The sequence below is a fragment of the Synechococcus sp. 1G10 genome, assembly GCF_002252625.1.
Lineage (GTDB): Bacteria > Cyanobacteriota > Cyanobacteriia > PCC-6307 > Cyanobiaceae > Regnicoccus_A.
The window spans coordinates 1-25,373 of sequence record NZ_NQKW01000012.1 but is presented as its reverse complement, the minus strand read 5'-3'; the positions used below and the strand labels follow the sequence as shown (position 1 = coordinate 25,373).

Sequence of the window (25,373 nt, the reverse complement as noted above, 5' to 3'; positions counted from 1 at the left end):
ATTGGAGTGTAAGCAGCCTGCCCAAGCTGGTCCGGGCTGTGTGTTGGACCGCGATCAGGGGTTTTTACCAGGCACGATCGACGTCCTCAGCCCAGCAACCGACCCAGGGGTCCCCCCAGAAACGCCTCTGCCGCCAGCCCCAGGAAGCGGTGGCTCCACCAGATCAGACCGATGGCGATGGCGATCCCCAGCTGGGCTGGCCGCAGGAATTCCGCCCAGACCAGCTGCTGGCGGCCGTCGAGCACGGCGCGGAAGGGGATCACGGAGGTGCTGGCGCGCAGCTCCTCGAATGCCTCCCCGAAGCGGGCCTGTAGCCGCCGGTCGCCATGCCAGACAGCAAAAAGATGGTGGCCGATCAGGCCAGCGCAGGTGACCAGCATGAAGCTGCTGCCGATCCAGAGCAGGTGGGTGGCGCACCAGAGCACCTGTCCCACCGCCTGGGGATGGCGGCTGATGCGGATGATCCCGCTGGCGTAGAGGCGCACCTGGGGCTTCAGCAATGCCGGGATCTCCAGCAGGTTGTAGGTGGCCGGATAGAGAAAAAAGAAGCTGATGGCCGTGCCCACCCAGACCAGGGGGATCAGCCCGGGGGTGCCCTGGAGGTTCCAGAGCCGCACTCCCTCGTAGCGGTGGGTGATGAAATAGCCCACCACCACCACGGCCGCCGGGATGCTCACGGCCGCGAACACCAGGCGCCACACCCGTGCCCCGATGAGCTGCTCAGCCCGGACCCGGAGGGCCGCACCGCCGCTGTGGAGCAAAGCGAACCCCACCAGCAGGGCGAACATCACCAGGCTTGAGCGGTGCTCCGGCGCCATGGCGCCAAGTCCGGTGCTGAACAGGGCGAAGCTGGGCGCAGACGGGGCCAAGAAGCCGTGGCGGAAGCGGTGATTCTGGCGGAGGTGTCATTCCATCCCGCTCAGGGATCTCAGGCCCCGGGGTTCAGGAGTTTCCCCTTTAGAGTTTTCATTCCCAGCCGGAGCAAGGCCCAGGGCCCATCCCATGGCTGATCTGCCCTTCACCCTCGATCAGCTGCGCATTTTGCGCGCCATCTCCAGCGAGGGCAGCTTCAAGAAGGCTGCCGACAGCCTCTACGTCACCCAGCCAGCGGTCAGTCTCCAGATCCAGAACCTGGAGAAGCAGCTTGATGTCTCCCTGTTCGACCGGGGTGGCCGCAAGGCGCAGCTCACCGAAGCCGGCCATCTCCTCCTCAGCTATTGCGACCGGATCCTGAGCCAGTGCCAGGAGGCCTGCCGCGCCCTCGACGACCTTCACAATCTGCGCGGTGGCTCGTTGATCGTGGGGGCAAGCCAGACCACGGGCACTTATCTGATGCCCCGCATGATCGGGCTGTTCCGTCAGAAATATCCCGATGTTTCGGTGCAGCTCCAGGTGCACAGCACCCGCCGCACCAGCTGGAGTGTTGCCAACGGTCAGATCGATCTGGCGATCATCGGCGGCGAGCTGCCCAGCGAACTGGTGGATCTGCTGCAGGTGGTGCCCTACACCAACGATGAGCTGGTGCTGGTGCTGCCGGTGAAGCATCCCCTGGCACGTCTGCCCGAGCTCAACAAGGACGATCTCTACCGCCTCGGCTTCGTCTGCCTCGATGCCCAGTCGACCACCCGAAAGATGGTGGATCAGCTGCTGGCGCGCTCTGGTTTGGAGGTCCAGCGCCTCAAGATCGAGATGGAGCTCAACTCCTTCGAGGCGATCAAGAACGCCGTCCAGTCTGGCCTCGGTGCAGCTTTCCTGCCGGTGGTCTCGATCGAGCGCGAACTGGCCACGGGCAGCTTGCACCGCCTGAGCGTCTCCGATCTGCACGTGCGTCGTCAGCTCAAGTTGATCACCCATCCCGCCCGCTATTGCTCCAGGGCCTCAGAGGCCTTCCGCCGCGAAGTTCTGCCGTTGTTCGCCAGTCCCGATAGTCCTCTGCGCCAGCCCGCGGCACGGCCCGCGGCCACTCCGCTTCAGGAGGCTGTGGCCCAGGCGGCCACGGCCTCCTGAAGCGGAGCCCCCGATCAGAACTGGCCGGCTTCGGGTGTGATCCCGGTGGCGTCGTCGGCGGTGCCGGCAATTCCCCTGGTCTGGAACTTGTTGCCGCTGATATCTGTCTGGTAGACGCAGCGCACAACGGGTTTGTCTCGGATCGAGCCGATGTAGGCGAACGTGTTCATGCGCTGCTTGCACTGACGCATCTGCTCGGAGGTCACGGCGCCCTCTTTCTGAAGCACGCTCCAGTTCTCCCGCCGGATCACGCAGCCCGGCTGCAGGGTGGGCTGGGTCACGAAGCTGCTGCTGGGGTTCATCGTGGTGTAGAGCTCCACGTCCATCACGAAGGCGCTGGCTCCCCACTGCTTGCAGAACTCGGGATCTGGCACTGCCAGATCCAGTTGTTGACTGCTGGCGATGTTGCCCTGGTTGCCGGGTGTGTTGCTGGAAAGGGCCGTGCCGATGCCGATGCCCAGCACCAGCACGCCGGCAAGGACAGCGATAGTGCCCACATTCAGCTGAATGGGGCTGCCAGCCCCCCCGCCGCCGCCGGATCCACCACCGCCTCCCGGGCCACCGTTGCCCCCGCTCCCTCCCTGCTCGGCTGTGCGCCGTCCCCGGGGCGACCGGTCGTAGGTCTCGTAGGGATCACGTCCCTCTGCTGCTGGCACGGAGCGGCTCTCGCTGCCTCGGCCATAGCCTCCACGGACGGCATCACCACGGCCGTTGTCGTTCGAGCCGGAGCGGCCACCTCGGTCGTAACGGGAGCGGGTCAAGAGGCCTCCGGCGTGCGGGGCAGGCCCATCGAGTAATTGAGCACGCGCGCTTCGGGGTTGTAGCGCAGCTCGCCGGCCTGGAGCAGCTGGCGGATGAAGCCTTCGAGCTCCGAACCGATACGGCGCAGGTTGTATTCGCTCAGGTCGTGGCCGGCGCTGGCGGACACCAGCTCGCGGAAGCGCTGCTGGACCTTGCCCAGAACGGGCGCGTCCCAGAGGAATTCATTGTCGGGATCGAGATCAAGAGTCAGCTGGCTGGGATCAGCGATCAGCTGACCGTCCTCCACCCGGGCCGTGAACACCCGCACGTGGCGGGTGGTGGACTTGAGCAGGCTGGCGTCGACCATGGTTGGGGGTCGTGGGCAGGCAGGCGCTCCACGTTTCCGGACTTTAGGAACCCCAGCCGCCCCTGGGATGGTTCGCGGGGCGCCGTTGCCAGCGGCAACCCTTTTATGGTTGCTGTTGACTTTTCGTTTTCCCATGCGCGTCGCCATCGCTGGAGCAGGCCTGGCCGGTCTCTCCTGCGCCAAATACCTCAGCGATGCAGGCCACACGCCCGTGGTGGTCGAAGCGCGCGATGTGCTCGGCGGCAAGGTGGCCGCTTGGCAGGACGAGGACGGCGACTGGTACGAAACCGGCCTGCATATTTTCTTCGGGGCTTACCCCAACATGCTGAAGCTCTTCGCAGAGCTGGGCATCGAAGACCGTCTGCAGTGGAAAGACCACGCAATGATCTTCAATCAGAAGGATTCACCAGGCAACTACAGCCGCTTCGACTTCCCCGACCTGCCAGCGCCTCTGAATGGCGTGGTGGCGATTCTTGGTAATAACGACATGCTGAGCTGGCCGGAGAAGATCCATTTCGGCCTGGGGCTTGTGCCGGCGATGTTGCGTGGGCAGAAGTACGTTGAAGAGTGCGATAAGTATTCTTGGTCGGAGTGGCTCGAGCTTCACAACATTCCCAAGCGGGTCAATGATGAAGTGTTCATCGCCATGAGTAAGGCTTTGAATTTCATTAATCCTGATGAGATCTCCAGCACGGTCATCCTCACGGCTCTGAACCGGTTTCTCCAGGAGAAAAACGGCTCGAAAATGGCATTCCTTGATGGCAATCCGCCCCAGCGACTCTGTGAGCCGATCGTGGAGTGGGTCCGGGCGCGTGGAGGTGAGGTGCACCTCAACAGCCCCCTGCGCCAGATCGAGCTCGCCGAAGATGGCAGCGTTGCTGGCTTTCGTCTGGCAGGCCTACAGGGTCAGGAGCCCCGCCTGCTCCAAGCTGACGCCTACGTGAGTGCCCTTCCCGTTGATCCGCTCAAGCTGCTGCTGCCCGAGCCGTGGAAGCAGCTGCCCTTCTTCGAGAAGCTCGAGGGTCTTCGGGGGGTGCCGGTGATCAACATTCACCTCTGGTTCGACCGCAAGCTCACCGAGATCGATCACCTGCTGTTCAGCCGCTCTGATCTGCTCAGTGTCTACGCCGACATGAGCAACACCTGTCGGGAGTACGCCGATCCCGACCGCTCAATGCTGGAGCTTGTCTTCGCGCCGGCCGAGGAGTGGATCGGCCGCAGCGATGAGGCGATCGTGGAAGCCACCATCGCCGAGCTGCGGCGGCTGTTCCCGGATCACTTCACCGGTGATGACCAGGCCCAGCTCCGCAAGGCACGGGTTGTGAAGACACCGCTCTCCGTCTACAAGACGGTGCCAGGCTGCCAGCAGCTGCGACCGACGCAGGACACGCCGATTGCCAATTTCTTCATGGCCGGTGACTACACCATGCAGCGCTACCTCGCTTCGATGGAGGGTGCTGTGCTGAGCGGCAAGCTCTGCGCTGAGGCCGTCAGCCACAGCCAGGCCATCGCTCCCCTGGCGGTGTGACGGTGCTGGCTGCCTCCACCACGGTGCCCTGCCCTTCCCTGCCGACGTTGGAGGAGGCCTTCCAGTCGTGCCGCCAGGAAACAGCTCAGTGGGCCAAGACCTTCTATCTCGGCACTCTGCTGATGCCGCCGGCGAAGCGGCGGGCGATCTGGGCGATCTACGTCTGGTGCCGTCGCACCGATGAGCTGATGGACAGTCCCCAGGCCCAGGCTTTGCCGGTGGAGCGCCTGGCCGAGCGGCTAGATCGCTGGGAAGAGCGCACCCGCTCCCTGTTTGGCGGAGAGGTGCACGACGCCCTCGATCTGGTGATGGTTGACACCCTGCAGCGCTATCCCCAACCCCTGCAGCCCTACCTCGACATGATCGAGGGGCAGAGGATGGATCTGCAGCGGCACCGCTACGCACGCTTCGAGGACCTGGAGCTTTACTGCTATCGGGTGGCAGGCACGGTGGGTCTGATGACGCAGGAAGTGATGGGCCTGGATCCCGCCTACACCTCAGCCCCCTGGAGCGAGCGTCCGGACACCTCCAGCGCGGCCGTGGCTCTGGGCATCGCCAACCAGCTCACGAACATCCTGCGGGATGTGGGCGAAGACCGCGCCCGCGGGCGGATCTACTTACCCCAGGAGGACCTCGAGCGTTTCGGTTACTCCGAGGCCGATCTGCTTGCCGGCACCCTCAACGACAACTGGCGCGCCCTGATGGACTTTCAGTTGCGGCGGGCCCGCCAGTGGTTTGCCCGCTCGGAAGCGGGAGTGCGCTGGCTCTCAGCCGATGCCCGCTGGCCGGTGTGGGCTTCCCTGCGGCTGTACCGGGGCATCCTTGCCGTGATCGAGCAGCTCGACTACGACGTGTTCAGCCATCGGGCCTACGTGCCCCGCCCGCTCAAGCTTCTTGATCTTCCCTGTTCTTTTGTGATCGCTCAGTCGCGCTGAGCCACTCGATCAGGATCGGGTTCACCAGTTGTGGGGCCTCGTCGTGGGGACAGTGACCTAGCCCCGGCAGCAGCCGCAGCTCACGGATGCAGCTGAACTGCTCCGCCCATTGACTGGCTTCAGTGGGATTTTCCCAGGGATCCTGCTCGCCCCAGATCATGCGCACCGGCAGGGAGCCCAGCCGGGCAAGGATCTCCGGGGCAAGGTGGTCGTCGAACAGGTTGACGAAGCCGCGGAAGCTCTCCGGGGCCCCGGGATCTGTACTTGGGCGAAAAAGCAGCTCCACCAGCGCGTCATCGACGTTGGCACCGCTGGGATAGGCCATGGCCAGGACCCGCCGGATGAAGCCGGGCCGCGCCAGGGTGCGGAACAGTGGGGCGATCAGCCAGCGCTGGCGCACCAGTTGCTTGATCAGGGGGCGGCTGGCGCGCTGGGGCCAGGGCAGCAGCGCCACCCGTTTCTCGTCGAGAGTGCGCTGGGCGCAATCGATCAGAATCACTTGGCGCAGGGGCAGGCCGCGGGCGATCAGCAGCTCACTGGCCCTCAGGGCGACCACACCGCCGATGGAGTTACCCACCAACTGCAGGCTTGGCACCGGGTCCGACTGGTGGATGCAGGTGCTGGCCAGGATCCAGGCAGCGAAGTCGGCCACCTGCTCCGCCCAGAGATCGAAGCCGTAGCTGACAGAACCTGCCCTGGCTACTTCCCCACGCAACCGGGAGCTTGGCTTGTCGCTGGAGCCGAATCCCAGCAGGTCGATGGCGTATGTGGGAAAGTGCTTCCCCAGCTCGGGAAGGTTGTGGCGCCAGTGGCCACTGGATGCCCCGAAGCCGTGGATCAGCACCACAACGGCTTGAGCGGAATCCCGAGATGGAGTGTCTTCTGAGCCCGATCCCGGGGTCTGGCTGGTGAAGCCAATCGAGTGACCCCGCCAGCACCAGTGCTGAAGCGGGCGAGGATCATCAACAGCTGGTTCAGTCACGCACCAGGCCTGAGGGGAGCGAAAGGGTTTCCCGGCTCAGACGGCAACCTCAGACGGCGGCAGTCTGGTTGGCCAGGAGGGACTTGAGTTTGGACAGCTCGCCGGCCCAGCGTGGATCGGGGGCGCCTTCGGTGATGTCATCGCTGTGTACCACCTTGTTGACGGCCTTACGGGCCACGGTGGAGGTGGCGCCACCGCTGCGACGGTCTGTGCTTGGGGTGGCAGTGCGGGAATCGCGTCGCTCGGAGCGTTCGATGCGCAGGCTGTTGCCACCGAAATCGCGGCCGTTGAGCTGCTCAATAACCACATCGGCCAGCTTCTCGTCGTCGACGTTGGCGAAGCCGAAACCGCGGCAGGCGCCCGTCTCGCGATCCTGAACGGTCTTGAAGCGAACGCCTTCACCCACGGCGGTGAACAGGTCGGTCAGTTCCTTGTCATCGAAGCTCTGCGGCAGGTTGCCGACGTAAAGACGAACGCTCATGAAACGAGGGGAGGAATGGGAATGTTGGACCGATGGCGGAGTGTTGATCGATGAACAGGTTGGTCTGGAGAGCCAGTGGCTCGGAAATCCCTTGACGAAACCTCTGACGATCAGCCGATGCTCACGGGCGGTGTCAGGCTGTGGATGAATGCCTTTTCACTATCAAGTAAATCATGCCGTGGTTCGCTCAAGCCAGAGCCTGGCCTGGCGCAGGGCTTCCTGTCGGCCCTTGATACGGCCGTAGGCGGCCTCGTGCGTGAGCTGGGCGAGCAGCTCCCCCAGCTGCCGGGACGGGCTCAGTCCCAGGTGGTCCTGCAGGCTGCGGCCATCAATCGGTGGACGGGGATGAAACAACGGGTCCTGGGGATTACGCCAGCGCGCTAACCAGTCCGCCGCCAGGTTGGCTGGAAAAAACAGCAGCAGGGCCGGAAGATCCTCCTCGAGCTGCTGATGCAGGCTCAGTCGCTCCGCCTCGCCCAGGCGCTGCAGCCCGGAGGCGGCGCCCTCGGCATTGTCGAGCAGCCGTAGCAACCAGTGCCGCAACCGTTCGCAGCGCTGCTGCAACTGACGGCTGCTGCGCAAGTGCTCCAGGGACGCGGCATCAAACACCCTCGCCAGTCGGGCCAGGGGCAGGGCCCGGGCTGCTTCCGCGGGGGTCAGCTCCAGCTCCAGCTCTGGTTGCCAGACCGGGTCCGGACCGCTTGAGCGCCAGGGATCAAGCAGGCCGTAGCTGAGAGCCTCCCCCAGACCCTTCCCGCCGCAGGGGGCCTGCACCAGCTTCTCCAGTTCCTGCAGTACCCGCTCCGGTGCCACCTCGCTGATCCGGCGGTGGTGCCGCTCGATCCAGCCGCGGGTGCGGGGCTCCAGGCGAAAGCCCAGCTCCGCGGCCAGGCGCACTCCTCGCAGCATTCGCAGGGGATCGTCAATCAGGTTCGCTTCCCGCACCGCCACCAGTACTCCTGCCACCAGGTCACCCAGACCACCTGTGGGATCAATCAGCTCGGAACCTGGCGCCAGCGGCAGGGCCAGGGCATTCAGTCTGAAGTCCCTTCTCCAGAGATCACTCTCCAGGTCGTCCCCCACCTGTCGGGCCAGGTCAAGGCTCCAGCCGCGCAGCACCAGCCGGGCGATGGAGCGCTCGGCATCAAGAACCACGACGCGGCCGCCATGGCGGCGACTCAGGCTGTTGCAGAGGGCGAGGGCGTCCCCGGGCACCACCAGGTCCAGATCGGGCTGAGGTCCAAGGCGACCCAGCAGTCCATCGCGCACGGCGCCCCCCACCAGGGCTGTGCCAGTGGGGAAGGAGTCAGGGGGCCATGGCCAGGCCTCGAGGGCCAGGGCCTGTCGCAGCACTCCAGTGGCCGCAGCCATGCGCCCCTCGGGGGCACAGGCCCACTTCAGAATGGGGGAAGTGGAGCGCCCCGGCGGCATGTGCATCTGCGTCGACTGCCACTGGGTGGAGCGCTGTCAGGCCTATCACGCGGTGGAACGGCAGCACGGTGTGGAGCACCTCAGTGCGGATCCGGACCTGCGCCCCACGACCCCCCGCATCCACGTGCAGGTCATCAGCCTGGAGGGCGCTCAGGTGGGGGTGGAGTGGGATGTGCGGGCCTGCGGCAGCTTCCAGTCGGACCCAGGCCGCTGGAGTCGCCTGCGCCCGGGTGAAGTGGTGCCGGCATGAGCGCTGTCGCCCCCTCCTGGCTGCTGGCGCTGCACAGCACCAGCGACGAGCTTGGGCTAGGCCTCGCTCCCCTGTTGTCGTCCTCTGCTCCTGGGACCATGGCCCCGCCGAGCCCCCGCATCACCAGCCATCCCCTGGGCCGGCGGCTCTCCAACGATCTGCTGGCCTGTGTCGAGCAGCTGCTGCCGGCCCACCAGTGGCGTGAGCTGGGGCGTCTGGCTGTGGCCACGGGTCCTGGTGGGTTTACCGCCACCCGCCTGAGCGTGGTTTTCGCCCGCACCCTGGCCCAGCAGCTGGCGCTGCCGCTGGATGGATTCAGCAGCTTCCTGCTGATTGCCCAGCGTCTGCGTCAGCGCGCCGAAGTGGGCGATCAGCCCTTCTGGCTGTTGCAGGAGCTTCCCCGTCGCGGCATCGTGGCGGGTTGCTATGCCGTGGACGAGTGGGCACTGGGGGGAATGGCCGAGCGGGAGGCTCCACGCCTGTTCGGACAGCTGGCCGATCTGCCGCCAGGCGTTCGGCTGGAGGCTCGGGTCGATCCGGCGGCCGACGTGGCCGGGTTGCTGCGGCTGAGTGGGCTGGCGGCGGCGGCGGAATCGGCGGCTCCCTGGGCCAGCGTGCTGCCCCTGTATCCCACCAGTCCGGTGGGGCAGCTCTGATGCGACGGCTGCTGGTGCTGGCACTGCTGGCCGGCTCTCTGGTGCTGATCGGCCGTGGATGGCTGCTGCCCCGTCTCAGCCAGCCTCAGTTGATCCTGGTGCTGGGTGGAGATATCGAGCGGGAGAAGCTGGCCGGTCGGCTGGCCCATCGTGACGGGCTGCCCCTGCTGGTGAGTGGTGGCAGCAATCCTGAATACGCCCAGTGGCTGTTCAGCCAGGAGGGACTTGATCGCCGCCAGTTCCGCCTCGATTACCGAGCCCGCGACACCCTCGGTAACTTCACCACGGTGGTGGATGACCTCAAGCGACTGGGCATCCAGCACGTGTTGCTGGTCACCAGCAACGATCACATGGACCGGGCCCTCCTGGTGGGACGGATTGTGGCCGGCAGTCGCGGGATTCACCTCACCCCGGTGGCCGTGCCCTGCGGGAAGCACTGCCTGCCGGAGGGGCGCCGCAAGGTCTGGGGCGATGGCCTGCGGGCCGCTGCCTGGGTGGTCACCGGTCGGGATCTGCGCTCGTGGGCGGCAGGACGGATCGTGCCCGCGCTGGGTCCAGCAGCCCCTGGTCAAGGAGCGCGTTGATCTGATCCTGGCAGGCGGCTGTGGTGGCCAGCAGGTCGACGCGGCGACGGGAGGCCGGTGGCGGGATGATCTGGCCGATGCGGATGTGGACCGGCACCAGCCTTGGGGTGGTCTGACCCGTCCCGAGGGCCCGGTGACTGTTGATGATCGCCACCGGCAGCAGCGGAGCTCCCGCTCGGGCCGCCAGCAGGGCGGCCCCGGGCTGCGGCTGGTTCACGCGCCCATCCGCCTGACGGGTGCCGTCGATGAAGACTCCGGTGGCCCAGCCCTCGAGCAGGCGGTCAGTGGCGATGCGGATGGCCTCCCGGTCGCTGGCACCACGGGAGACGGGATAGGCCCCGCAGGCCCGGATGATGGCCCCCAGCAGGGGCACCCGGAACAGCTCCGCCTTCGCCATGAAGGCCACCGGACGCCCCAGGGCATGCCCCAGCAGGGGCGGGTCGAGGTGAGAGCCATGGTTCGCGACCACCACCAGCGCCCCATCCAAGGGCACCCTGCCGTTGCCGCTGGTACGGCCCCTGAACAGCAGCCGGAACACCGGAAACACCAGCAGGTAGCTGATCAGGCGGTACGTGAGGCTCGGCCTGGGCGTCAGCAGGGCCGGAGGGGCAACCCGGCGGCGCAGGCCGCGGCGGCGGGGCGCGATCGGCCCGCTGGCCGGGAGCTTCTTCCCTGTGTCGGTCACAGTCCCAGGTCGGCGGCGCTGCTGAGCTGGGCGGTGGTCACCCCCGTCAGGCTGCGTTTGATCAGACCGCTGAGCACGTTGCCAGGGCCGATCTCCACAACGGTGTCGATGCCCTGGGCCGCCAGCTGATCCATAGTTTCGCGCCAACGCACACCGCTCACCATCTGCCGCCGCAGCCGTTGCTTGAGTTCGTTCCCGTCGCGGCAGGGGGTTGGATCGGTGTTGCTCAGCACCGGGATGCTGGCGTCGGCGAAGGGCACCTCCTCCAGCAGGGCGGCGAAGGCGGCAGCCGCATCGGCCATGAACGGAGAGTGGAACGCCCCGGAGACCGCCAGGGGAATGGCTCGCTTGCAGGAGAGCTGGGCGGCCACGGCGGCCACGGCCTCCGGCAGCCCGGAGATCACCACCTGGGCCGCACTGTTGTCGTTGGCGATCACCACGCCCTCGCTGGCTTCCACGATGGCCTCCAGAGCGCTGCGCTCGAAGCCCATCACTGCGGTCATCGCCCCACCGCCCGCCGCAGCCATCAGCTCGCTGCGGCGGCGCATCAGCTCCAAGCCGGTGCCGAAGTCGAAGACCTCGGCGGCGTAGAGGGCCACCAGTTCGCCCAGGCTGTGGCCGGCCACCAGATCGGCCTGGCGGCCCTGGGCCTTGAGGCCATCCACCAGCAGGCTTTCAACGACGAACAGGGCGGGTTGGGTGTTTCTGGTGTCGCCCAGATCGGATGGCTCCCCCTGGCCTTCGCTCGCCTCGCCCGCGCAGATCGCCAGCAGGTCGCGGCCCAGCAGATCGGAGGCGGCGGTGAAGCGCTCGCGAGCGCCCGGGAGATCCAGCACGCCGCTGGCCATGCCGGCTTTCTGTGAGCCCTGACCGGGAAACACCCAGGCAATCCCCATGGCGACACGCGCTCGAACCGGCTGGAGATTACGGCGGTGCCTTTCAACCGGGGTCAGGGGACGTCTTGCCGAAGTCGGCGCCACCCCAGCGCAGCAGGGCCGCGCCCCAGCTGAGTCCGGCCCCGAAGCCACTGCTGGCGATCAGATTGCCCGGGCGAACCCGGCCATCCCTGACGGCCTCATCCAGCATCAGCGGGATGGTGGCGGCGGAGGTGTTGCCGTAGCGGGCCAGGTTGCTGAGCACCCGCTCATGGGGGATGGCAAAGCGGTCGGCCACCGCATCGAGGATGCGCTGGTTGGCTTGGTGGAGCAGCAGCCAGTCGAGCTGCTCCGCTGTCGTGCCGGTGCTCTTCAGCAGTTCCTGCAGCACCGCCGGCACCTCCCGCACCGCGAACTTGTAGACCTCCTGTCCATTCATGTGGATGGTCTCGAAGCCGCCTTTCTGGGTCGAATGACCTTCCAGCAGGGGAACGTGATCATCCTGCTGGCGCAAGGAGAGGCAGTCGGCCCGGCGGCCGTCGGAGTGCATCTTGAAGCCCAGCAGGCCGTTGCTCGACTCCTCGCAGGCTTCCACCGCCACGGCGGCGGCACCATCACCGAAGAGCACGCAGGTGCTGCGATCGTCCCAGTCGATCCAGCGGCTGAGCTGATCGGCGCCGATCACCAGGGCCCGCCCCACCGTTCCCCCCCGGATGTACTGGCCGGCGGTGATCAGGGCAAACAGAAAGCCGCTGCAGGCGGCGGTGAGATCGAAGGCCGCGGCCCCACGGGCCCCAAGGGCGCCCTGCACCCGTGGGGCGGTTCCGAACAGATCATCTGGACTGGAGGTGGCCAGCAGGATCAGGTCCAGGTCCTCGGCGTCCCAGCCGGCCTGCTCCAGGGCAGCCTGGGCGGCGGCGGTGGCCAGGCTGGTGAGAGTTTCACCTGGACCGGCGACTCGGCGAGAGGAGATGCCGGTGCGGCTGCGGATCCAGGCGTCGTTGGTGTCGACCCGGCGGCTGAGCTGCTCATTGCTGATGCTGACCAGCGGCAGGGCGCTGCCGCTACCCACCAGGGCCATCCCTGCGCCCATCCGGCCGAGCGACACCGTCTCAGTCCTCAGTTGGGCTCAGTCAACCACAGGCGGTGACGGTTTCTTCCTGGGCGCTGAGTCTGTGCAGGTCGTCCATGACCCCGTGGCTGGCGGCCAGGTGGGCGAGACGCAGGGCACTGACCACCGAGAGGGCCTTGCTGCTGCCATGGCCGATCACGCAGACACCGTTCACGCCCAGCAGCAAGGCCCCCCCGTGCTCGGCATGGTCGAGGCGTTTCTTGATCCGGATCAGATTGCTGCGCAGGAAGGCTGAGCCCACCTTGCCGCGGCGACCTCTGGGCAATTCCGCACGCAGCACGTCGAGCAGCACGCTGCCCACTGACTCGAGAAACTTCAGCAGCACGTTGCCGGTGTAGCCATCGCAGACAACCACATCGAATTCGCCTGAGAGCACATCGCGGCCTTCACAGTTGCCCTTGAAGGAAATCCGGGGTTCGGCGGCCAGCAGGGGGAAGGCCTTGAGCGTGAGTTCGTTGCCCTTGCACTCCTCTTCGCCGATGTTGAGCAGACCGACGGTTGGCCGGGGCACCCCGAGCACGTCACGGCTGTAGATGCTCCCCAGCAGGGCGAACTGGTGCAGGTAGCCCGGTTTGCAGTCCATGTTTGCGCCCACATCGAGCACCAGCACCTGCTGGGACGGGTCCTTGGTGGGGAAGAGGGCGCCGATGGCCGGCCGGTCGATGCCCTTGAGACGTCCCAGCCGGAAGATGGCCGAGGCCATCACGGCGCCGGAGTTGCCGGCCGAGTAGACTGCGGTCGCTTCCCCCCGCTTCACCAGGTCCATGGCCAGGTTGATGCTGGCGTCGCGCTTGCGCCGAACCACGGTGGCCTCGTCGTCCATGCCAACGGACGGGCCGCTGGGCACCAGCTCGATCAGGCCCCGCTGGATGGACTCCTGCAGCAGCTCACCCAGGCCCAGCTTGGGTACCACCGCCTCCACCGCCGCTGCTTCGGCCACGAAGCGGATGCGCACGGGCAGGATCTGCACCGCCCTGAGGCAACCCTCCAGGATTGGTCCAGGAGCATGGTCGCCCCCCATGCCGTCGACGGCGACCCAGAGGCGTTCGCCACGGCTGATGGCGGCCAGCTCTTCCCCACCGCTCTGCTGGAGCCGTCGCAGGGGATCGATCACCAGGGGGTTGAGGACCGAGCCGGCCGTCGAGGCCATGCTGCCGGCCACTGACCCTGCGGCGGAGGCCATCGTGCCTGCCACCGAACCCGCGGCCGACGCTGCCGTGCTGGCGGAGGAGGTGGCTGTGCCCACGATGGTTGTGACCGCCGCATTGCGGCGGTACCAGATCACCAGGCGACGAATGGCCCGGCTGGGCTTGGCACGCCTGCCGGAGCGCGGATCGAGATCAGATTCCTTCGGAGGCAACGGCTTCCACGATGCGCTGAAACAGGTATCCCGTGCCACGAGCCGTGAGGATCAGCTCGGGATTGGCTGGATCATCCTCCAACTTGGAGCGCAACCGGGAGATGTGGACATCCACCACTCGGGTGTCCACATGGCGCTCGGGTGTGTAACCCCAGACTTCCTTGAGGATTTCGCCGCGGCTGAAGGGTTCGCCAGAGCGGCTCACCAGCAGCTCCAGCAAACTGAATTCCATGCCCGTGAGGCGGATGCGCTCCTCACCCCGGTACACCTGCCGCTTGTTGGTGTCGATGCGCAGCTCCCCAACCTGGATGACTCCGGAATTGGGGATCCCCACCACCTGGTCCTTCTCCACCCGGCGCAGCACGCAGCGGATGCGGGCCTCCAGTTCCTTGGGGCTGAAGGGCTTGACGACGTAGTCATCGGCCCCCAGCTCCAGGCCGGTGATGCGGTCAGCCACATCGCCCAGGGCGGTGAGCATCACGATCGGCACATCCGATTCCTTGCGCAGCTCCTGGCAGACCCCATAGCCGTCGAGCCTGGGCATCATCACGTCGAGCACGACCAGATCCGGACTCGACTGACGGAAGGCCTCAAGTGCCTCGATACCGTCGGAGGCAGTGACCACGTGGTAGCCGATCATCGAAAGGCGTGTGTCCAGGATCCTGCGGATACTGGCTTCGTCGTCGACGACCAGGATGGTCTCCTTCGCTGAGCTGGAAACCGTCATCGCGTCGCCGGCACGGTTACAAAATCTCCGACCACTGAACTGGTGCGAGCACCCGCCAGTTCACCCAAAGCCACCATTCTTCACAAACCTCTTTGGGACGTTCCACCCCTTTCTACGTCTGCCAGAGCTGCGGCGCTCAGTCCCGTCAGTTCTTCGGCCGCTGCCCTGGTTGCGGCAGCTGGAACAGCCTCGTGGAGCAGAGCAACCCCGCTGCTGATGGCCGCCGTCGGCGCACAACACCATCTCCCACTGCAGATGGCGCCGCTTCCCGGGCGCGGCGCTCTGAGCCCATCCAGACCGTGGGGGAACGCCCGCTGCTGCGGCTCGCCACAGGCTTCCCTGAACTGGATCGGGTCCTCGGGGGTGGCCTGGTGCCTGGGTCGCTCGTGCTGGTGGGCGGGGATCCAGGTATCGGCAAGTCGACGCTGCTGCTGCAGAGCGCGCGGGCCCTGGCGGATGTCTGCTCGGTGCTCTACGTGAGTGCTGAGGAATCGGCCCAGCAAGTGAAGCTGCGCTGGCGGCGCCTGGGCACGGAGCAGGCAGCGGAGGGAGAGGGGGTGAGCGACCAGGCCGGACTGCAGCTCCTGGCCGAAACCGATCTGGAGCTGGTGCTGCAGGAGCTGGAGGCGCTGCGCCCGGCGGTGGCGATCATCGACAGCATCCAGGCGCTCCATGACGCCGAGCTGAGCAGTGCCCCGGGCTCGGTTTCTCAGGTCAGAGACTGCGCCGCGGCCCTGCAGCGGCTGGCCAAGCGCCAGGACACAGCCCTGCTTCTGGTGGGCCATGTCACCAAGGAGGGAATGCTGGCAGGGCCAAAGGTGCTTGAGCATTTGGTGGATGCCGTGCTCACCTTCGAGGGCGACCGCTTCGCGAGCCACCGCCTGCTGCGGGCCGTCAAGAACCGCTTCGGGCCCACCCACGAGCTGGGGGTGTTCGAGATGCGCGACCGTGGTCTGGTCGAGGTGACCAACCCCAGCGAGCTGTTCCTGGGGGGAGAGGGCCCCTGCGCCGGCACCGCCACGATCGTGGCCTGCGAAGGCACCCGGCCGCTGCTGGTGGACCTCCAGGCCCTGGTGAGCACCACCAGCTACGCCAGCCCGCGGCGTACCGCCACAGGGATCGGCATCAACCGCCTGCACCAGATCCTGGCGGTGCTGGAGAAGCACCTGGGCCTGCCCCTATCCCGCTTCGATTGCTATCTGGCCGTGGCCGGGGGACTCGATGTGGAGGAGCCCGCCGCCGACCTGGGGGTGGCCGCCGCTGTGGTGGCCAGCTACCGCGATCTCACCTTGCCCGCCGGCACGGTGCTGGTGGGAGAGCTTGGCCTGGGGGGACAGATCCGCTCGGTGGGTCAGCTGGAGTTACGTCTGCAGGAAGCGGCCCGCCTGGGGTTCACCAGGGCCGTGGTCCCCCGTGGCAGCGGTCTTGCTCCAGTGGCGGCGGCGCTGGGGCTGGAGCTGCTCGAAGCGGGAGGAGTGGCCGAGGCCCTGGTATTGGCCTTGGGAGTGGATCCCGCCTCCGATCTGTAGTCGTGTTGTTGTCGGTACGTTTCCGCTCGCCCTCAGGTGGTCCGGAGCGGAGGGAGGAAGCGCAGCAGCACGCCTCCCAGGATCAGCGTTGTACTCAGCACGGTGGGCCAGGCCAACGGTTCGCCGAGTAGCAAGGTGGCACTGAGAACGGTGACCACAAGGCTGCCCGAACCCGCAAAGGCGATCTGGGTCACGTTGAAGTGTCTCTGACAGGCCTGGCGGAGCACCTCGGTGCCAAGACAGAGCGTTAGACCGTAGATCACGATCACGCCGAGCACCCACCACCAGCTCAGGTAAAAGAAGTGCCCGGGGCCATAACGGATCAGGGCGATGACAGCAAATACCAGGGCCCCGGCCAGATTGGGGATTCCCGAAGACAAGCCTCGGCAGAGTTCCAGTCCGGCGAGACGCTTTCGAATGCAACTCCTCATCGCTGTGGCGCCCACCGAGACCAGAGCCCAGAGGTAGCCGCCGATGCCGTCGAGCATCGGCATAACCGATTGGTACCCGCCGCTCTGCATGACTCCGAGAATCTTCCCCGCCAGCAAACCAGAAAGAATCAGCAGAAGGCTGTAGCCGAATCTGGGTTGAAGACGTTCCCCGAGCCAAAACTGGGCCACCAGGGCTGAGGCCGGCAGCGTCAGTGAGAAGAGCAGGGTCTGGGTGATGACACTCAGCTCTTCGAGGGCGAGATAGAAGGCCATTGGGGCGAGAAAGCAGCCAAAGAAGGCATCCGCTGCGATCAGGGGTGCAGCGGAGGATGGCAACTGGCTGATTTGACGCCGGACCTGTTTGGGCTCGAGGCTGATCAGGGCAATGCCCACCATCAGTTGGCTGATGAAGAAGACATTGCAGAAGCTGATCGGATTCTCCCCCCCGATCGGATGGCTTGCGCCCTGGAGTTGCAGCCCCTTCAGGGCAGTGTTGCGCAGCCCGGAGACGATGACGTAGCCGAAGAGGACGAGGCGGGCTGCAGTGATCAGCATGGTGGCTCGCGGAGGCTCTAGGGATCGAGCGATGGCAGGGGCGCCCCGCCGGTATCAAGCACGGATCCGTCTAGTCCGTTCACCTGAAGGTAGCCATCCACCTGAGGGGCAATCTGGCGGAATACAGCCGGCCCCTTACTGAAGTAGGAGCTGATGGCAGACTGAGGTACGTAGCGTCCGCTTGCCTGGTAGCGCCGCAGCACCTGCGCCCGGCTGACGGATTCTGGGACCAGCACGTTCACAAGGAACACCCGGTAGCCGAGGCTTTTTAAGCGGGGGATCAGGCGCTGGTACCGGCGAGCACTGGAGAGGGTCCCGTCATAAATCAGATCTGTCAGGCAAGGCTTGCCTACGGCATCAAGCAGCCGGTCCACCAGATCGCCCACTTCATCCTGGGTGATCGCCGCGTTCCAGCCTCTGTATTCCGGCAACTTCATCCGCAGCTCGTCTGCATCGACCCGCAGGGTTGTGGGACGGAGCAACATCGGCGCGTGCCGTCTCAGCCAGGTGGTCTTGCCCGCTCCAGGAGGTCCTCCAGTCAGCAGGGCGATCGGGGCACGACCACTCACGCAGGAATCACCCGCCGTGGCGTCGGCGAGAATCCGTCGATGGAGGAGATCTCGCTCCGGTGTGTAGGTGCCTCCCTTGCTGTAGAGATCGCGGGTCTGGGGCAGCGCGGCCAGGCAGCGCTCAAGGGCGGCCAGGGCCTCTGGCGTGACCAGGGACGGGACGGTCGTTTCAGTGCCCGGGCAATCTGCGCTCGGCGAGCGGATCTCAGCGGCTGGTGACGTACCGGAAAGAAGATGCGGACCCGCCTGAACCAGCGTCGACCACGCCAGGACAAGCCCGGAAAGCGCAGCGCCAAGCCGCCTGTGCCGGATTACTAGTGGCATGGGCGCGGGACTTAGGCGCCGTACCTAGAAATAGACATCAACACTGCCTCTCCCGCTGGTCTTGAGCCAGTTCTGGGCCTCGATGTAGTTGTTGGGGGCCATCCGGATCGCCTTGGTCCAGTATTCGGCTGCCTGGGCGAAGCGACGGTCGGACTCATCGGTGTCGCCACGCTCCTCAGCGAGGGAACCGAGGTGGTGGTGGATCACCGCCATGTTGTTGAGGGCCTGGGGCATCTTGCTGTTGAGCTCCAGCACCTGCTCGTAGGTCTCGATCGCCCGCTGGTGGTCGCCGTTGCTGGTGTACACCAGCGCCATGTTGTAGAGGATGAAGGCGCGATCGAGGGGGTCGTCCTCGAGCTTCAACGCCTCGTCGTAGTTCTCAAGCGCCTCGGCATATTCCCCATCCCCCTGGGCGCTCATGCCGTCGCGGTAGTAGGCGAAGGCCTCCTTGGCCCGGCGGTTGGTGGGCAACACCTTGAGGATCAGGTCGGCCATCACCGTGAAACTCTTGTCGATGAAGTTGTCGTTGCGTTGGCTGCGGGGCACGGGTCGACTGGCGTGATCGGTGCTCCCATCCTGACGGGTGCCTGCCAGGCCAGGGAGCCTCCGCCACACTCCCTACCCTTGGGGCCTGAGCCTCAGCCTGTGACCCTGACCTCCCACCCCCCTGCGCCCAGCGCCCCCGTCGAGCCCTTGCTCCTCGATGTGGACGGCATGAAGTGCGGCGGCTGCGTGCGTGCGGTCGAGCGGCGGCTGCTGGAGCAGCCTGGGGTCAGCCAGGCCAGCGTCAATCTGGTGACCCGCACCGCCTGGATCGGTCTCGACCCTTTCCAGAGCACCCCGACGGAAGATCAGGCGACGGCTTTGATCGCCAGCCTGCAGGCCCTGGGATTCGAGGCCCAAAGGCGCGATCAGATGGGCCCTGATTCCAGTCGCGCCAAGCGCGACCAGCAGCGCCGCTGGCGTCAGGAGTGGCGTCAGCTGATCGTGGCCCTCAGCTTGATGCTGGTGTCAGTGCTCGGTCATCTGGCCCAGGGTGGCCACCTGCCGCCGGCCCTGATGTCCCTGCCCGGGGTGCCCAGGCTGGGTGATCTGGGCTTCCACGCTCTTGTGGCCAGCGTGGCTCTGCTTGGACCCGGGCGGGGAATCCTGGTGCGGGGCGCGCGCAACGCCTGGCAGGGGAGCCCGAGCATGGACACCCTGGTGGGGTTGGGCATGGGTAGTGCCTACCTGGCCAGCCTGGTGGCTTACCTGCGACCAGGGTCCGGCTGGCCCTGCTTCTTCAATGAGCCCGTGATGCTGCTGGGCTTCGTGCTGCTGGGCCGTTTCCTTGAGGAGCGCGCCCGCAACCGCACGGGCCAGGCCCTCGAGCAGCTGGTGCGCCTTCAGCCCGACACTGCCCTGCTGCTCCTCGGCGATGGACCGGCGCGTGAGGTGCGCGTCGGTGGTCTTCGCCCTGGCGACCGGGTGCGACTGCTGCCCGGAGATCGGGTCCCTGTCGACGGTGAGGTGGTGGAGGGGCGCTCCGCAGTGGATGTCTCCAGCCTCACGGGCGAACCCATGCCCCTGGAGGCAGGGCCTGGCACCGAGCTGATGGCCGGCATGCTCAACCTGCAGGCCCCTCTGGAGCTGGAGGTGCGGCGCACGGGCCCGGAGTCGACCCTGGCTCGGATCATTGCCCTGGTGGAGCAGGCCCAGGCCCGCAAGGCGCCGATCCAGAGCCTTGCCGACCGGGTGGCCGGCCGCTTCAGCGTGGCCGTGCTGCTGCTGGCCATGGCCACGTTCGTGTTCTGGTGGCAATGGGGCACCAAGCTCTGGCCGCAGGTGCTCATGGGGGCGGGCCACGGGGCCCACGGCGGTCATGGAGTGCTGGGGGCCGCGGCCACCACTCCATTCTCATTGGCTCTGCAGCTGGCGATTGCCGTGCTGGTGGTGGCCTGCCCCTGTGCCCTGGGTCTGGCCACCCCAACGGCGATCACGGTGGGATCGGGCCAGGCGGCTCGCTCTGGCCTGCTCTTCCGCGGCGGCGACGCGATCGAGATGGCGGCCCGCCTCGAGAGCGTGCTCTTCGACAAGACCGGAACCCTCACCCTTGGCCGCCCCCTGGTGGTGGCTGTCCTGCCGGCCAGCGGCGGCGATTCCGCCGGGGCGGCGGCGGACGCCCTGATCCAGCTCGCCGCCAGCCTTGAGCAACACACCCGCCACCCCCTGGCCCATGCCCTGCTGCAGGAGGCCCAGTGCCGCGGGCTGCGCCTGGCGGACGTGAGCGACAGCCGCACAGAGGCGGGATCCGGTGTGGAAGGCCGGCTTGGGGGGGGTGACGGTCTGGCCCGGGTCGGTCGTCCGGGCTGGCTGAGTGCCCATGGTCTGACCATTCCAGCTGGGCTGGAGCTGCAGCTGGCCCAGCTGGAGTCGGAGGGGGCCACGGTGCTGGCGGTGGCCTCTCCCGAGGCCGTGCTTGGCCTGGTGGCAGTGCAGGACCAGCCCCGTAGCGATGCGGCCAAGGCCCTGGCTGAGCTTGGCGACATGGGCCTGCGGCTTGGGGTGCTCAGTGGCGATCGTCGCGAGCCGGTGTTGCAGCTGGGTGGACGGCTTGGGTTGCCCAGCGCAGGCCTGGCCTGGGAGCTCGATCCCCAGCAGAAGCTGGAGCACATCCTCAATTGGCGCCAGCAGGGGACTGTGGCGATGGTGGGAGACGGCATCAACGACGCCCCGGCTCTGGCGGCCGCTGACCTGGGCATCGCGGTGGGCACCGGCACCCAGATCGCCCAGGACACCGCTGATCTGGTGATCCTCGGTGATCGGCTGGAGTCGCTGGTGGAGGCCCTGCACCTGGCTCGCCGCACCCTGGCCAAGGTGAGGCAGAACCTATTCTGGGCCTTCGGCTACAACCTGATCGTCCTGCCGATTGCCGCGGGAGCCCTGCTGCCCGGCTTCGGCTTGTTGCTCTCACCTCCGCTGGCCGCCCTGCTGATGGCCGTCAGCTCGATCACAGTGGTCGTCAACGCGCTGTTGCTCCATGGCCCTGCCTGAGGTCCAGCGAGGCCGCTTTCTGGTGCTGGAGGGCATCGATGGGTCGGGTAAATCGAGCCAGCTGGAGCGCCTGGCCACCTGGCTTCCCGTCAGCGGCCTCATGCCTGTCGGCGCCAGCCTGGTCACCACCCGGGAGCCAGGCGGCACCCCGCTCGGTCAGGGGCTGAGGCAGCTGCTGCTCCATCCCCCGGCGGAGACGGCCCCAGTGGCCAGCGCCGAGCTTCTCCTCTATGCCGCCGATCGCGCCCAGCACGTGCAGAGCCTGATCGAGCCGGCCTTGGCAGCCGGTCACTGGGTGCTCAGCGATCGATTCGCCGGCTCCACGGCCGCCTATCAAGGCCATGGCCGGGGCCTGTCCCTGGACCTGATCGACCAGCTCGAGTCCATCGCCACCGCCGGCCTGGTGCCAGATCTCACCCTCTGGCTCGATCTGCCCTTGACGCTGTCTGCCCAGCGCCGGGGCCATCGCGGCGCTGATCGGATCGAAGCGGCTGGCCTGCCGTTTCTGGAGCGGGTGTCGGCCGGGTTTGCGAGGCTGGCCGCGGAGCGGGGCTGGCAGAGGCTGGATGCCTCCGGCTCGCCCCTGGAGGTGGAGTCGGCCCTTCGTGCTGTGCTGCTGGAGCATTTTCTCCCGGTCCTGGCCAGTCCGGCCGATGCCGATGGCTGATCTGTTTGCTGATCTGATCGGTCAGCCCACGGCGGTGGCGCTGATGCGCTCCTCCCTGGAGCAGCAGCGCCTGGCGGCCGCTTACCTGCTCAGCGGTCCCGAGGGGGTGGGCCGCAGGCTGGGGGGGCTGCGCTTCCTGGAGGGCGTGCTGGCCGGACCCGCCAGCGACCTTGCGGTGCGCCGGCGCCTGAGTCAGGGCAACCATCCTGATCTGCTCTGGCTGGAGCCCACCTACTCCCACCAGGGTCGGCTCGTGCCGGTGAGCCAGGCGATGGCGGAGGGGGTGAGCAAACGGGGCCTGCCGCAGATCCGGCTGGAGCAGATCCGCTCCGTCGGGCCGTTCCTGGCGAGGCGGGCAGTGGCTGGCCCACGCCCGGTGGTGGTGATTGAGGCCGTGGAGCTGATGGCGGAGGGGGCGGCCAATGGTCTGCTCAAGACTCTGGAGGAGCCAGGGGCGGGACTGCTGCTGCTGCTGAGCACCGCACCGGAACGCCTGCTCAGCACAATCCGCTCCCGTTGCCAGCTGATTCCCTTCCGCCCTCTCGATCCCGTTGCGATGGCGGAGGTTCTGGCGCAGCAGGCCGATGTCGCCGATGCTTCTGGCGCCACAGATGCTGATGCTTCTGACGCCCCAGAAGCCGCTGATCCTCCCGAGCTGATCGAACTGGCCGCTGGAGCCCCGGGAGCCCTGTTGGAGCATCGCCGTCAGTGGCGGGGGTTGCCCAGCGGCCTGGCTGAACGGTTGGGAGCCTTGCCGGCCGACCCACTCGAGGCCATGGCGCTGGCGCGTGACCTGAGTGAAGCGCTTGATCTGGATCAGCAGTTGTGGCTGCTCAACTGGTGGCAGCTCTTCCTCTGGCGCAGGGAACCCCGGCTGCCCCAGCAGCAAAGGCTGGAGCGGTTGCGGGGGCAACTGCGAGGCTTCGTGCAGCCTCGCCTGGCCTGGGAAGTGGCTCTGCTTGAGCTGAGTGGCGTGATCGTCTGAACCACCACGTCCTCACTTCCTTTCCAGCCCAGCAGGGCTCAGGCGCTCTCGAGAGCGTGGGAGGCCGCGGCCAGTTGCTCTTCCCGTTGGCTGCGGATCAGGGCCTCCTGCTGGGCGAGTTTGGTTCCGGTCGGCAGTTCCAGGCAGTAGCCGGCTCCATAGACCGTCTTGATGAAACGCGGTTTGCGTGGATCGGGCTCGAGCTTGGTACGCAGGTGGCGTACATGGACCCGGATGGTTTCGATGTCGTCGTCAGGTTCGTAACCCCAGACTTCCTTGAGGATCAGCGACGGAGCCACGGTCTGGCCATGACGCTGTAGCAGGCAGTGGAGCAACTCGAATTCCAGGTGGGTCAGGCGCACGGGGTCGTCGAACCAGATCGCCTCAAACCGCTCCGGAACCAGGGTGAGGGGGCCGTAGCTGAGGATTTCGCTGTGCTTGGTGGAGAGCGGAGCTCGTTCGCTGCGGCGCAGCAGGGCTTTGACGCGCACCATCAGCTCTTCGAGATCGAAGGGTTTGGTGAGGTAGTCGTCGGCACCGGAGTTGAACCCGCTCACCTTGTCCTTGGTGCCGCCCAGGGCTGTGATCATCAGGATCGGGATGGCGGCAGTGCGCTCATCCCGGCGTAGCCGTTGGCAGAGGGTGAGACCGTCGACCTTCGGCAGCATCAGATCAAGCAGGATCAGATCAGGATTGGCCTGCAACGCCAGGGCCTGACCCTTGATCCCATCGTCGGCGGTCTCCACCACGAAGCCGCCATGCTCAAGATGGCCTGCCACCAGCTCGCGCATGTCGTCATCGTCCTCAATCAGCAAGATGCGGGGTTTCATGGCAAGTGCTGAGGGACACGAGTCGGCAGGACGAAGACGGCCGGCACCAACGAAGCGCAAGCCATTTTCTCCTGATCCAAGGCTTCCCCGAGTACTGCCGGACCGCTCCAGCGGCTGATTCCGGGGCTGCAAACCTGCTCTGACAAGGTTTCTGACTGGGACAGGCCCAGAACAACTTGAATTGAATCTACAGATTTTCTTCCAGTCAACCTGTTGCCAGCGGGTACTGGCTGTGATCCATGTCAGGCGACGGCGAGCAGGTCGGGATCGGGCGTTGTGCTCGGACCGTTCAGTTTGGAGATTGACTCGCCAGCAGCAACCACCAATTCAGGCTGCATCTGTGGGTTGAAACTCCCCGGGCAGGATTCGAACCTGCGACCAATCGGTTAACAGCCGATCGCTCTACCACTGAGCTACCGAGGAACGGACTGTGGTGAACCTACCCGTCGGCCCTACCGCCCGGCAAGGGGGGAAGTCGGCTCTCGATGTGCCGTCGCAGGGCTGGGCCCTTCTGCCAGGGCCCGATCCGGCCCTGCTCCATCTCGGCAGCAGCGTCGCAGTGGTCGAGCTCTTCCAGCCGATGGGTGATCCACAGCGCCGTGAGCGGCCGCTCCTGCCGGTGGCAGAGCCGCTCGATCAGTTGCAAGACCTCTCGCTGGCTTTCGGGGTCGAGCAGGGCGGTGGGCTCATCCAGCAGCAGCAGGCCCGCGTCTCCCGCCAGGGCGCCGGCGATCGCCAGCCGCTGTTTCTGGCCGCCGCTGAGGGTGTGGATCGGCCGCCCTTCGAACCCCCCCAGACCCACCTGGGCGAGGGCCGCGGCCACTCGTGCCTGCCGCACCGCGGCTGGCAGTCCCTGCTCAAGGCCGAGCTGCAGATCGGTGCCGCAACTGGGGAGCAGCAGCTGATGATCTGGGTTCTGGAACACCAGGGCGGGTTTGATCGTCAGCGCGATCTGGCCGCCACTGGGCTCAAGCAGGCCGGCAATCAGGCGCAACAGGGTGCTTTTTCCGCTGCCGTTGCCGCCCACCAGCATCCAGAGGCCGGGTCCGGGCAGGCGCAGGTCGCAGTGATCAAGGGCGGCATTGCCGTTGGACCAGCCAAAACAAAGGCCCCCCACCTGCAGGGCGGGAGATCGAGGCGATGCGGCTTCGCTGGAGGGGCTGCCCCAGGCCATCAACCGTCGACACTGAAGCCCGGCCGCTTGCTGCCGCCGCCGACCGCCGACTTCTCGTACAGCTGAACGGCCAGCAGTTCGCCACTGAGCAGGCTGACGCGTTTCTCCTCTGATTTCTCGCAGTGGAGCTCGAGCACGCGGGGTTGGCCGCTTTCCATAGCCGCCCGGATCTCGCTGTGGAGCGCCTGGGCGTCGCTCAATTCCTTGCGCTGCACCGAGATGGGCATGGGGCTGAGCTTGAGAGCGAGCTCGACGACGTACACGTTCTGTGTTTGAAAACCAAAGGCCACTCTGGCGAATGGCCTGCCGCGCCGCCGCCGGCCTTGGCCAGGGTCTGCTGAGTGTATTTACTCATTTGCTGGCGCGCTCAACCCGGCAGGGTCCCAGCGTGCACCGGTTATCCGTAAGCTGACTCTGTAAAGCTTCATGAAGTACCCGCATGACGATCGCTCTAGGGCGCGCACCCGCCGCACGGGGATGGTTCGACGTCCTCGATGACTGGCTCAAGCGTGACCGCTTCGTTTTCGTGGGGTGG

General features: G+C 66.5%; 27 protein-coding genes and 1 tRNA gene. 10 read left to right on the top strand and 18 right to left on the bottom strand.

The window, feature by feature from the left end:
• Positions 1–86: 86 nt before the first annotated feature.
• Positions 87–818 (bottom strand): NnrU family protein, encoded by a 732-nt coding sequence (locus CJZ82_RS11325; protein ID WP_094555880.1) that lies wholly within the window; start codon positions 816–818, stop codon positions 87–89.
• Positions 819–1,002: 184 nt separating this feature from the next.
• Between CJZ82_RS11325 and CJZ82_RS11320 the strand changes: the two genes are divergently transcribed.
• Positions 1,003–2,007: a LysR family transcriptional regulator gene (locus CJZ82_RS11320; RefSeq protein ID WP_094555879.1), complete on the top strand. Its 1,005-nt coding sequence runs from the start codon at positions 1,003–1,005 to the stop codon at positions 2,005–2,007.
• Between the two features lie 14 nt (positions 2,008–2,021).
• Here CJZ82_RS11320 and CJZ82_RS11315 read toward each other — a convergent pair whose 3' ends face one another.
• Together CJZ82_RS11315 and CJZ82_RS11310 are read right to left on the bottom strand one after the other, a co-directional pair.
• A complete protein-coding gene (locus tag CJZ82_RS11315) occupies positions 2,022–2,768 on the bottom strand; it encodes a DUF3172 domain-containing protein (protein WP_369820052.1) in 747 nt (248 codons plus the stop codon).
• Positions 2,765–3,115: an NAD(P)H-quinone oxidoreductase subunit M gene (locus CJZ82_RS11310; protein ID WP_094555878.1), complete on the bottom strand. Its 351-nt coding sequence runs from the start codon at positions 3,113–3,115 to the stop codon at positions 2,765–2,767. The genes CJZ82_RS11315 and CJZ82_RS11310 overlap by 4 nt, the downstream gene beginning before the upstream one ends.
• 133 nt (positions 3,116–3,248) lie before the next feature.
• Between CJZ82_RS11310 and pds the strand changes: the two genes are divergently transcribed.
• Together pds and CJZ82_RS11300 are read left to right on the top strand one after the other, a co-directional pair.
• A complete protein-coding gene (gene pds / locus CJZ82_RS11305; RefSeq protein ID WP_094555877.1) occupies positions 3,249–4,643 on the top strand; it encodes a 15-cis-phytoene desaturase in 1,395 nt (464 codons plus the stop codon).
• Entirely contained in the window at positions 4,640–5,578 is a 939-nt protein-coding gene (locus CJZ82_RS11300) for a phytoene synthase (RefSeq protein ID WP_369820051.1), read from the top strand. Before pds ends, CJZ82_RS11300 begins: the two co-directional genes overlap by 4 nt.
• Here CJZ82_RS11300 and CJZ82_RS11295 read toward each other — a convergent pair.
• The 3 genes from CJZ82_RS11295 to CJZ82_RS11285 form a co-directional block, all read right to left on the bottom strand.
• Positions 5,529–6,560 (bottom strand): alpha/beta fold hydrolase, encoded by a 1,032-nt coding sequence (locus tag CJZ82_RS11295; RefSeq protein ID WP_233130208.1) that lies wholly within the window; start codon positions 6,558–6,560, stop codon positions 5,529–5,531. The two genes, CJZ82_RS11300 and CJZ82_RS11295, sit on opposite strands and share 50 nt — an antisense overlap.
• A gap of 49 nt (positions 6,561–6,609) precedes the next feature.
• Positions 6,610–7,041, bottom strand: a complete 432-nt coding sequence (locus tag CJZ82_RS11290) for an RNA-binding protein (RefSeq protein ID WP_094555875.1) — start codon at positions 7,039–7,041, stop codon at positions 6,610–6,612.
• Positions 7,042–7,212: 171 nt separating this feature from the next.
• Positions 7,213–8,412 (bottom strand): CCA tRNA nucleotidyltransferase, encoded by a 1,200-nt coding sequence (locus CJZ82_RS11285; protein ID WP_233130207.1) that lies wholly within the window; start codon positions 8,410–8,412, stop codon positions 7,213–7,215.
• A gap of 58 nt (positions 8,413–8,470) precedes the next feature.
• Between CJZ82_RS11285 and CJZ82_RS11280 the strand changes: the two genes are divergently transcribed.
• The 3 genes from CJZ82_RS11280 to CJZ82_RS11270 are packed head-to-tail and all read left to right on the top strand — an operon-like array spanning position 8,471 to position 9,962.
• Positions 8,471–8,722 (top strand): Ycf34 family protein, encoded by a 252-nt coding sequence (locus CJZ82_RS11280; RefSeq protein WP_094555926.1) that lies wholly within the window; start codon positions 8,471–8,473, stop codon positions 8,720–8,722.
• Positions 8,719–9,378 carry a tRNA (adenosine(37)-N6)-threonylcarbamoyltransferase complex dimerization subunit type 1 TsaB gene (tsaB, locus tag CJZ82_RS11275; protein WP_094555873.1) on the top strand — a complete coding sequence of 220 codons (660 nt, stop codon included), beginning with the start codon at positions 8,719–8,721 and terminating at the stop codon, positions 9,376–9,378. Before CJZ82_RS11280 ends, tsaB begins: the two co-directional genes overlap by 4 nt.
• Positions 9,378–9,962, top strand: coding sequence for a YdcF family protein (locus CJZ82_RS11270; RefSeq protein ID WP_094555872.1), 585 nt, complete (start codon positions 9,378–9,380; stop codon positions 9,960–9,962). The genes tsaB and CJZ82_RS11270 overlap by 1 nt, the downstream gene beginning before the upstream one ends.
• On the opposite strand, the gene CJZ82_RS11265 is transcribed toward CJZ82_RS11270, so the two are convergent.
• The 5 genes from CJZ82_RS11265 to rpaB are packed head-to-tail and all read right to left on the bottom strand — an operon-like array spanning position 9,877 to position 14,741.
• Positions 9,877–10,608 carry a 1-acyl-sn-glycerol-3-phosphate acyltransferase gene (locus tag CJZ82_RS11265; RefSeq protein WP_198949746.1) on the bottom strand — a complete coding sequence of 244 codons (732 nt, stop codon included), beginning with the start codon at positions 10,606–10,608 and terminating at the stop codon, positions 9,877–9,879. The two genes, CJZ82_RS11270 and CJZ82_RS11265, sit on opposite strands and share 86 nt — an antisense overlap.
• Before the next feature lie 35 nt (positions 10,609–10,643).
• Positions 10,644–11,543, bottom strand: coding sequence for an ACP S-malonyltransferase (gene fabD, locus CJZ82_RS11260; protein ID WP_094555871.1), 900 nt, complete (start codon positions 11,541–11,543; stop codon positions 10,644–10,646).
• Between the two features lie 43 nt (positions 11,544–11,586).
• Complete coding sequence (locus CJZ82_RS11255; protein WP_094555924.1) at positions 11,587–12,603, bottom strand: beta-ketoacyl-ACP synthase III; 1,017 nt, start codon at positions 12,601–12,603, stop codon at positions 11,587–11,589.
• A gap of 52 nt (positions 12,604–12,655) precedes the next feature.
• A complete protein-coding gene (plsX, locus tag CJZ82_RS11250) occupies positions 12,656–14,014 on the bottom strand; it encodes a phosphate acyltransferase PlsX (protein ID WP_094555870.1) in 1,359 nt (452 codons plus the stop codon).
• Positions 13,995–14,741, bottom strand: a complete 747-nt coding sequence (gene rpaB, locus CJZ82_RS11245; protein ID WP_094555869.1) for a response regulator transcription factor RpaB — start codon at positions 14,739–14,741, stop codon at positions 13,995–13,997. Before rpaB ends, plsX begins: the two co-directional genes overlap by 20 nt.
• A 92-nt stretch (positions 14,742–14,833) precedes the next feature.
• Here rpaB and radA point away from each other — a divergent pair, with 92 nt between their 5' ends.
• Positions 14,834–16,270, top strand: coding sequence for a DNA repair protein RadA (gene radA / locus CJZ82_RS11240; RefSeq protein WP_094555868.1), 1,437 nt, complete (start codon positions 14,834–14,836; stop codon positions 16,268–16,270).
• A 32-nt stretch (positions 16,271–16,302) separates the two neighbouring features.
• On the opposite strand, the gene CJZ82_RS11235 is transcribed toward radA, so the two are convergent.
• The 3 genes from CJZ82_RS11235 to CJZ82_RS11225 are packed head-to-tail and all read right to left on the bottom strand — an operon-like array spanning position 16,303 to position 18,695.
• Complete coding sequence (locus CJZ82_RS11235) at positions 16,303–17,256, bottom strand: EamA family transporter (protein ID WP_094555867.1); 954 nt, start codon at positions 17,254–17,256, stop codon at positions 16,303–16,305.
• Positions 17,257–17,273: 17 nt separating this feature from the next.
• On the bottom strand, positions 17,274–18,149 hold the full coding sequence (locus tag CJZ82_RS11230; RefSeq protein ID WP_094555866.1) for a zeta toxin family protein: 876 nt from the start codon (positions 18,147–18,149) through the stop codon (positions 17,274–17,276).
• Between the two features lie 24 nt (positions 18,150–18,173).
• Positions 18,174–18,695, bottom strand: coding sequence for a photosystem I assembly protein Ycf3 (locus tag CJZ82_RS11225; protein ID WP_094555923.1), 522 nt, complete (start codon positions 18,693–18,695; stop codon positions 18,174–18,176).
• A 99-nt stretch (positions 18,696–18,794) separates the two neighbouring features.
• Between CJZ82_RS11225 and CJZ82_RS11220 the strand changes: the two genes are divergently transcribed.
• From CJZ82_RS11220 to CJZ82_RS11210, 3 genes are read left to right on the top strand one after another with little or no spacing between them, the layout of a single operon-like run.
• Complete coding sequence (locus CJZ82_RS11220; RefSeq protein WP_255380899.1) at positions 18,795–21,182, top strand: cation-translocating P-type ATPase; 2,388 nt, start codon at positions 18,795–18,797, stop codon at positions 21,180–21,182.
• Positions 21,169–21,849 carry a dTMP kinase gene (gene tmk / locus CJZ82_RS11215; RefSeq protein ID WP_094555865.1) on the top strand — a complete coding sequence of 227 codons (681 nt, stop codon included), beginning with the start codon at positions 21,169–21,171 and terminating at the stop codon, positions 21,847–21,849. Before CJZ82_RS11220 ends, tmk begins: the two co-directional genes overlap by 14 nt.
• A complete protein-coding gene (locus tag CJZ82_RS11210; RefSeq protein ID WP_094555864.1) occupies positions 21,842–22,834 on the top strand; it encodes a DNA polymerase III subunit delta' in 993 nt (330 codons plus the stop codon). Before tmk ends, CJZ82_RS11210 begins: the two co-directional genes overlap by 8 nt.
• A 38-nt stretch (positions 22,835–22,872) precedes the next feature.
• Here CJZ82_RS11210 and CJZ82_RS11205 read toward each other — a convergent pair whose 3' ends face one another.
• The 4 genes from CJZ82_RS11205 to CJZ82_RS11190 form a co-directional block, all read right to left on the bottom strand.
• Positions 22,873–23,664: a response regulator transcription factor gene (locus CJZ82_RS11205; protein WP_094555863.1), complete on the bottom strand. Its 792-nt coding sequence runs from the start codon at positions 23,662–23,664 to the stop codon at positions 22,873–22,875.
• Between the two features lie 351 nt (positions 23,665–24,015).
• A tRNA-Asn gene (locus CJZ82_RS11200) sits at positions 24,016–24,087 on the bottom strand.
• Between the two features lie 16 nt (positions 24,088–24,103).
• Positions 24,104–24,838, bottom strand: a complete 735-nt coding sequence (locus tag CJZ82_RS11195; protein ID WP_198949744.1) for an ABC transporter ATP-binding protein — start codon at positions 24,836–24,838, stop codon at positions 24,104–24,106.
• Positions 24,838–25,101, bottom strand: coding sequence for a hypothetical protein (locus CJZ82_RS11190; RefSeq protein WP_094555862.1), 264 nt, complete (start codon positions 25,099–25,101; stop codon positions 24,838–24,840). The genes CJZ82_RS11195 and CJZ82_RS11190 overlap by 1 nt, the downstream gene beginning before the upstream one ends.
• Between the last annotated feature and the right edge of the window lie 272 nt (positions 25,102–25,373).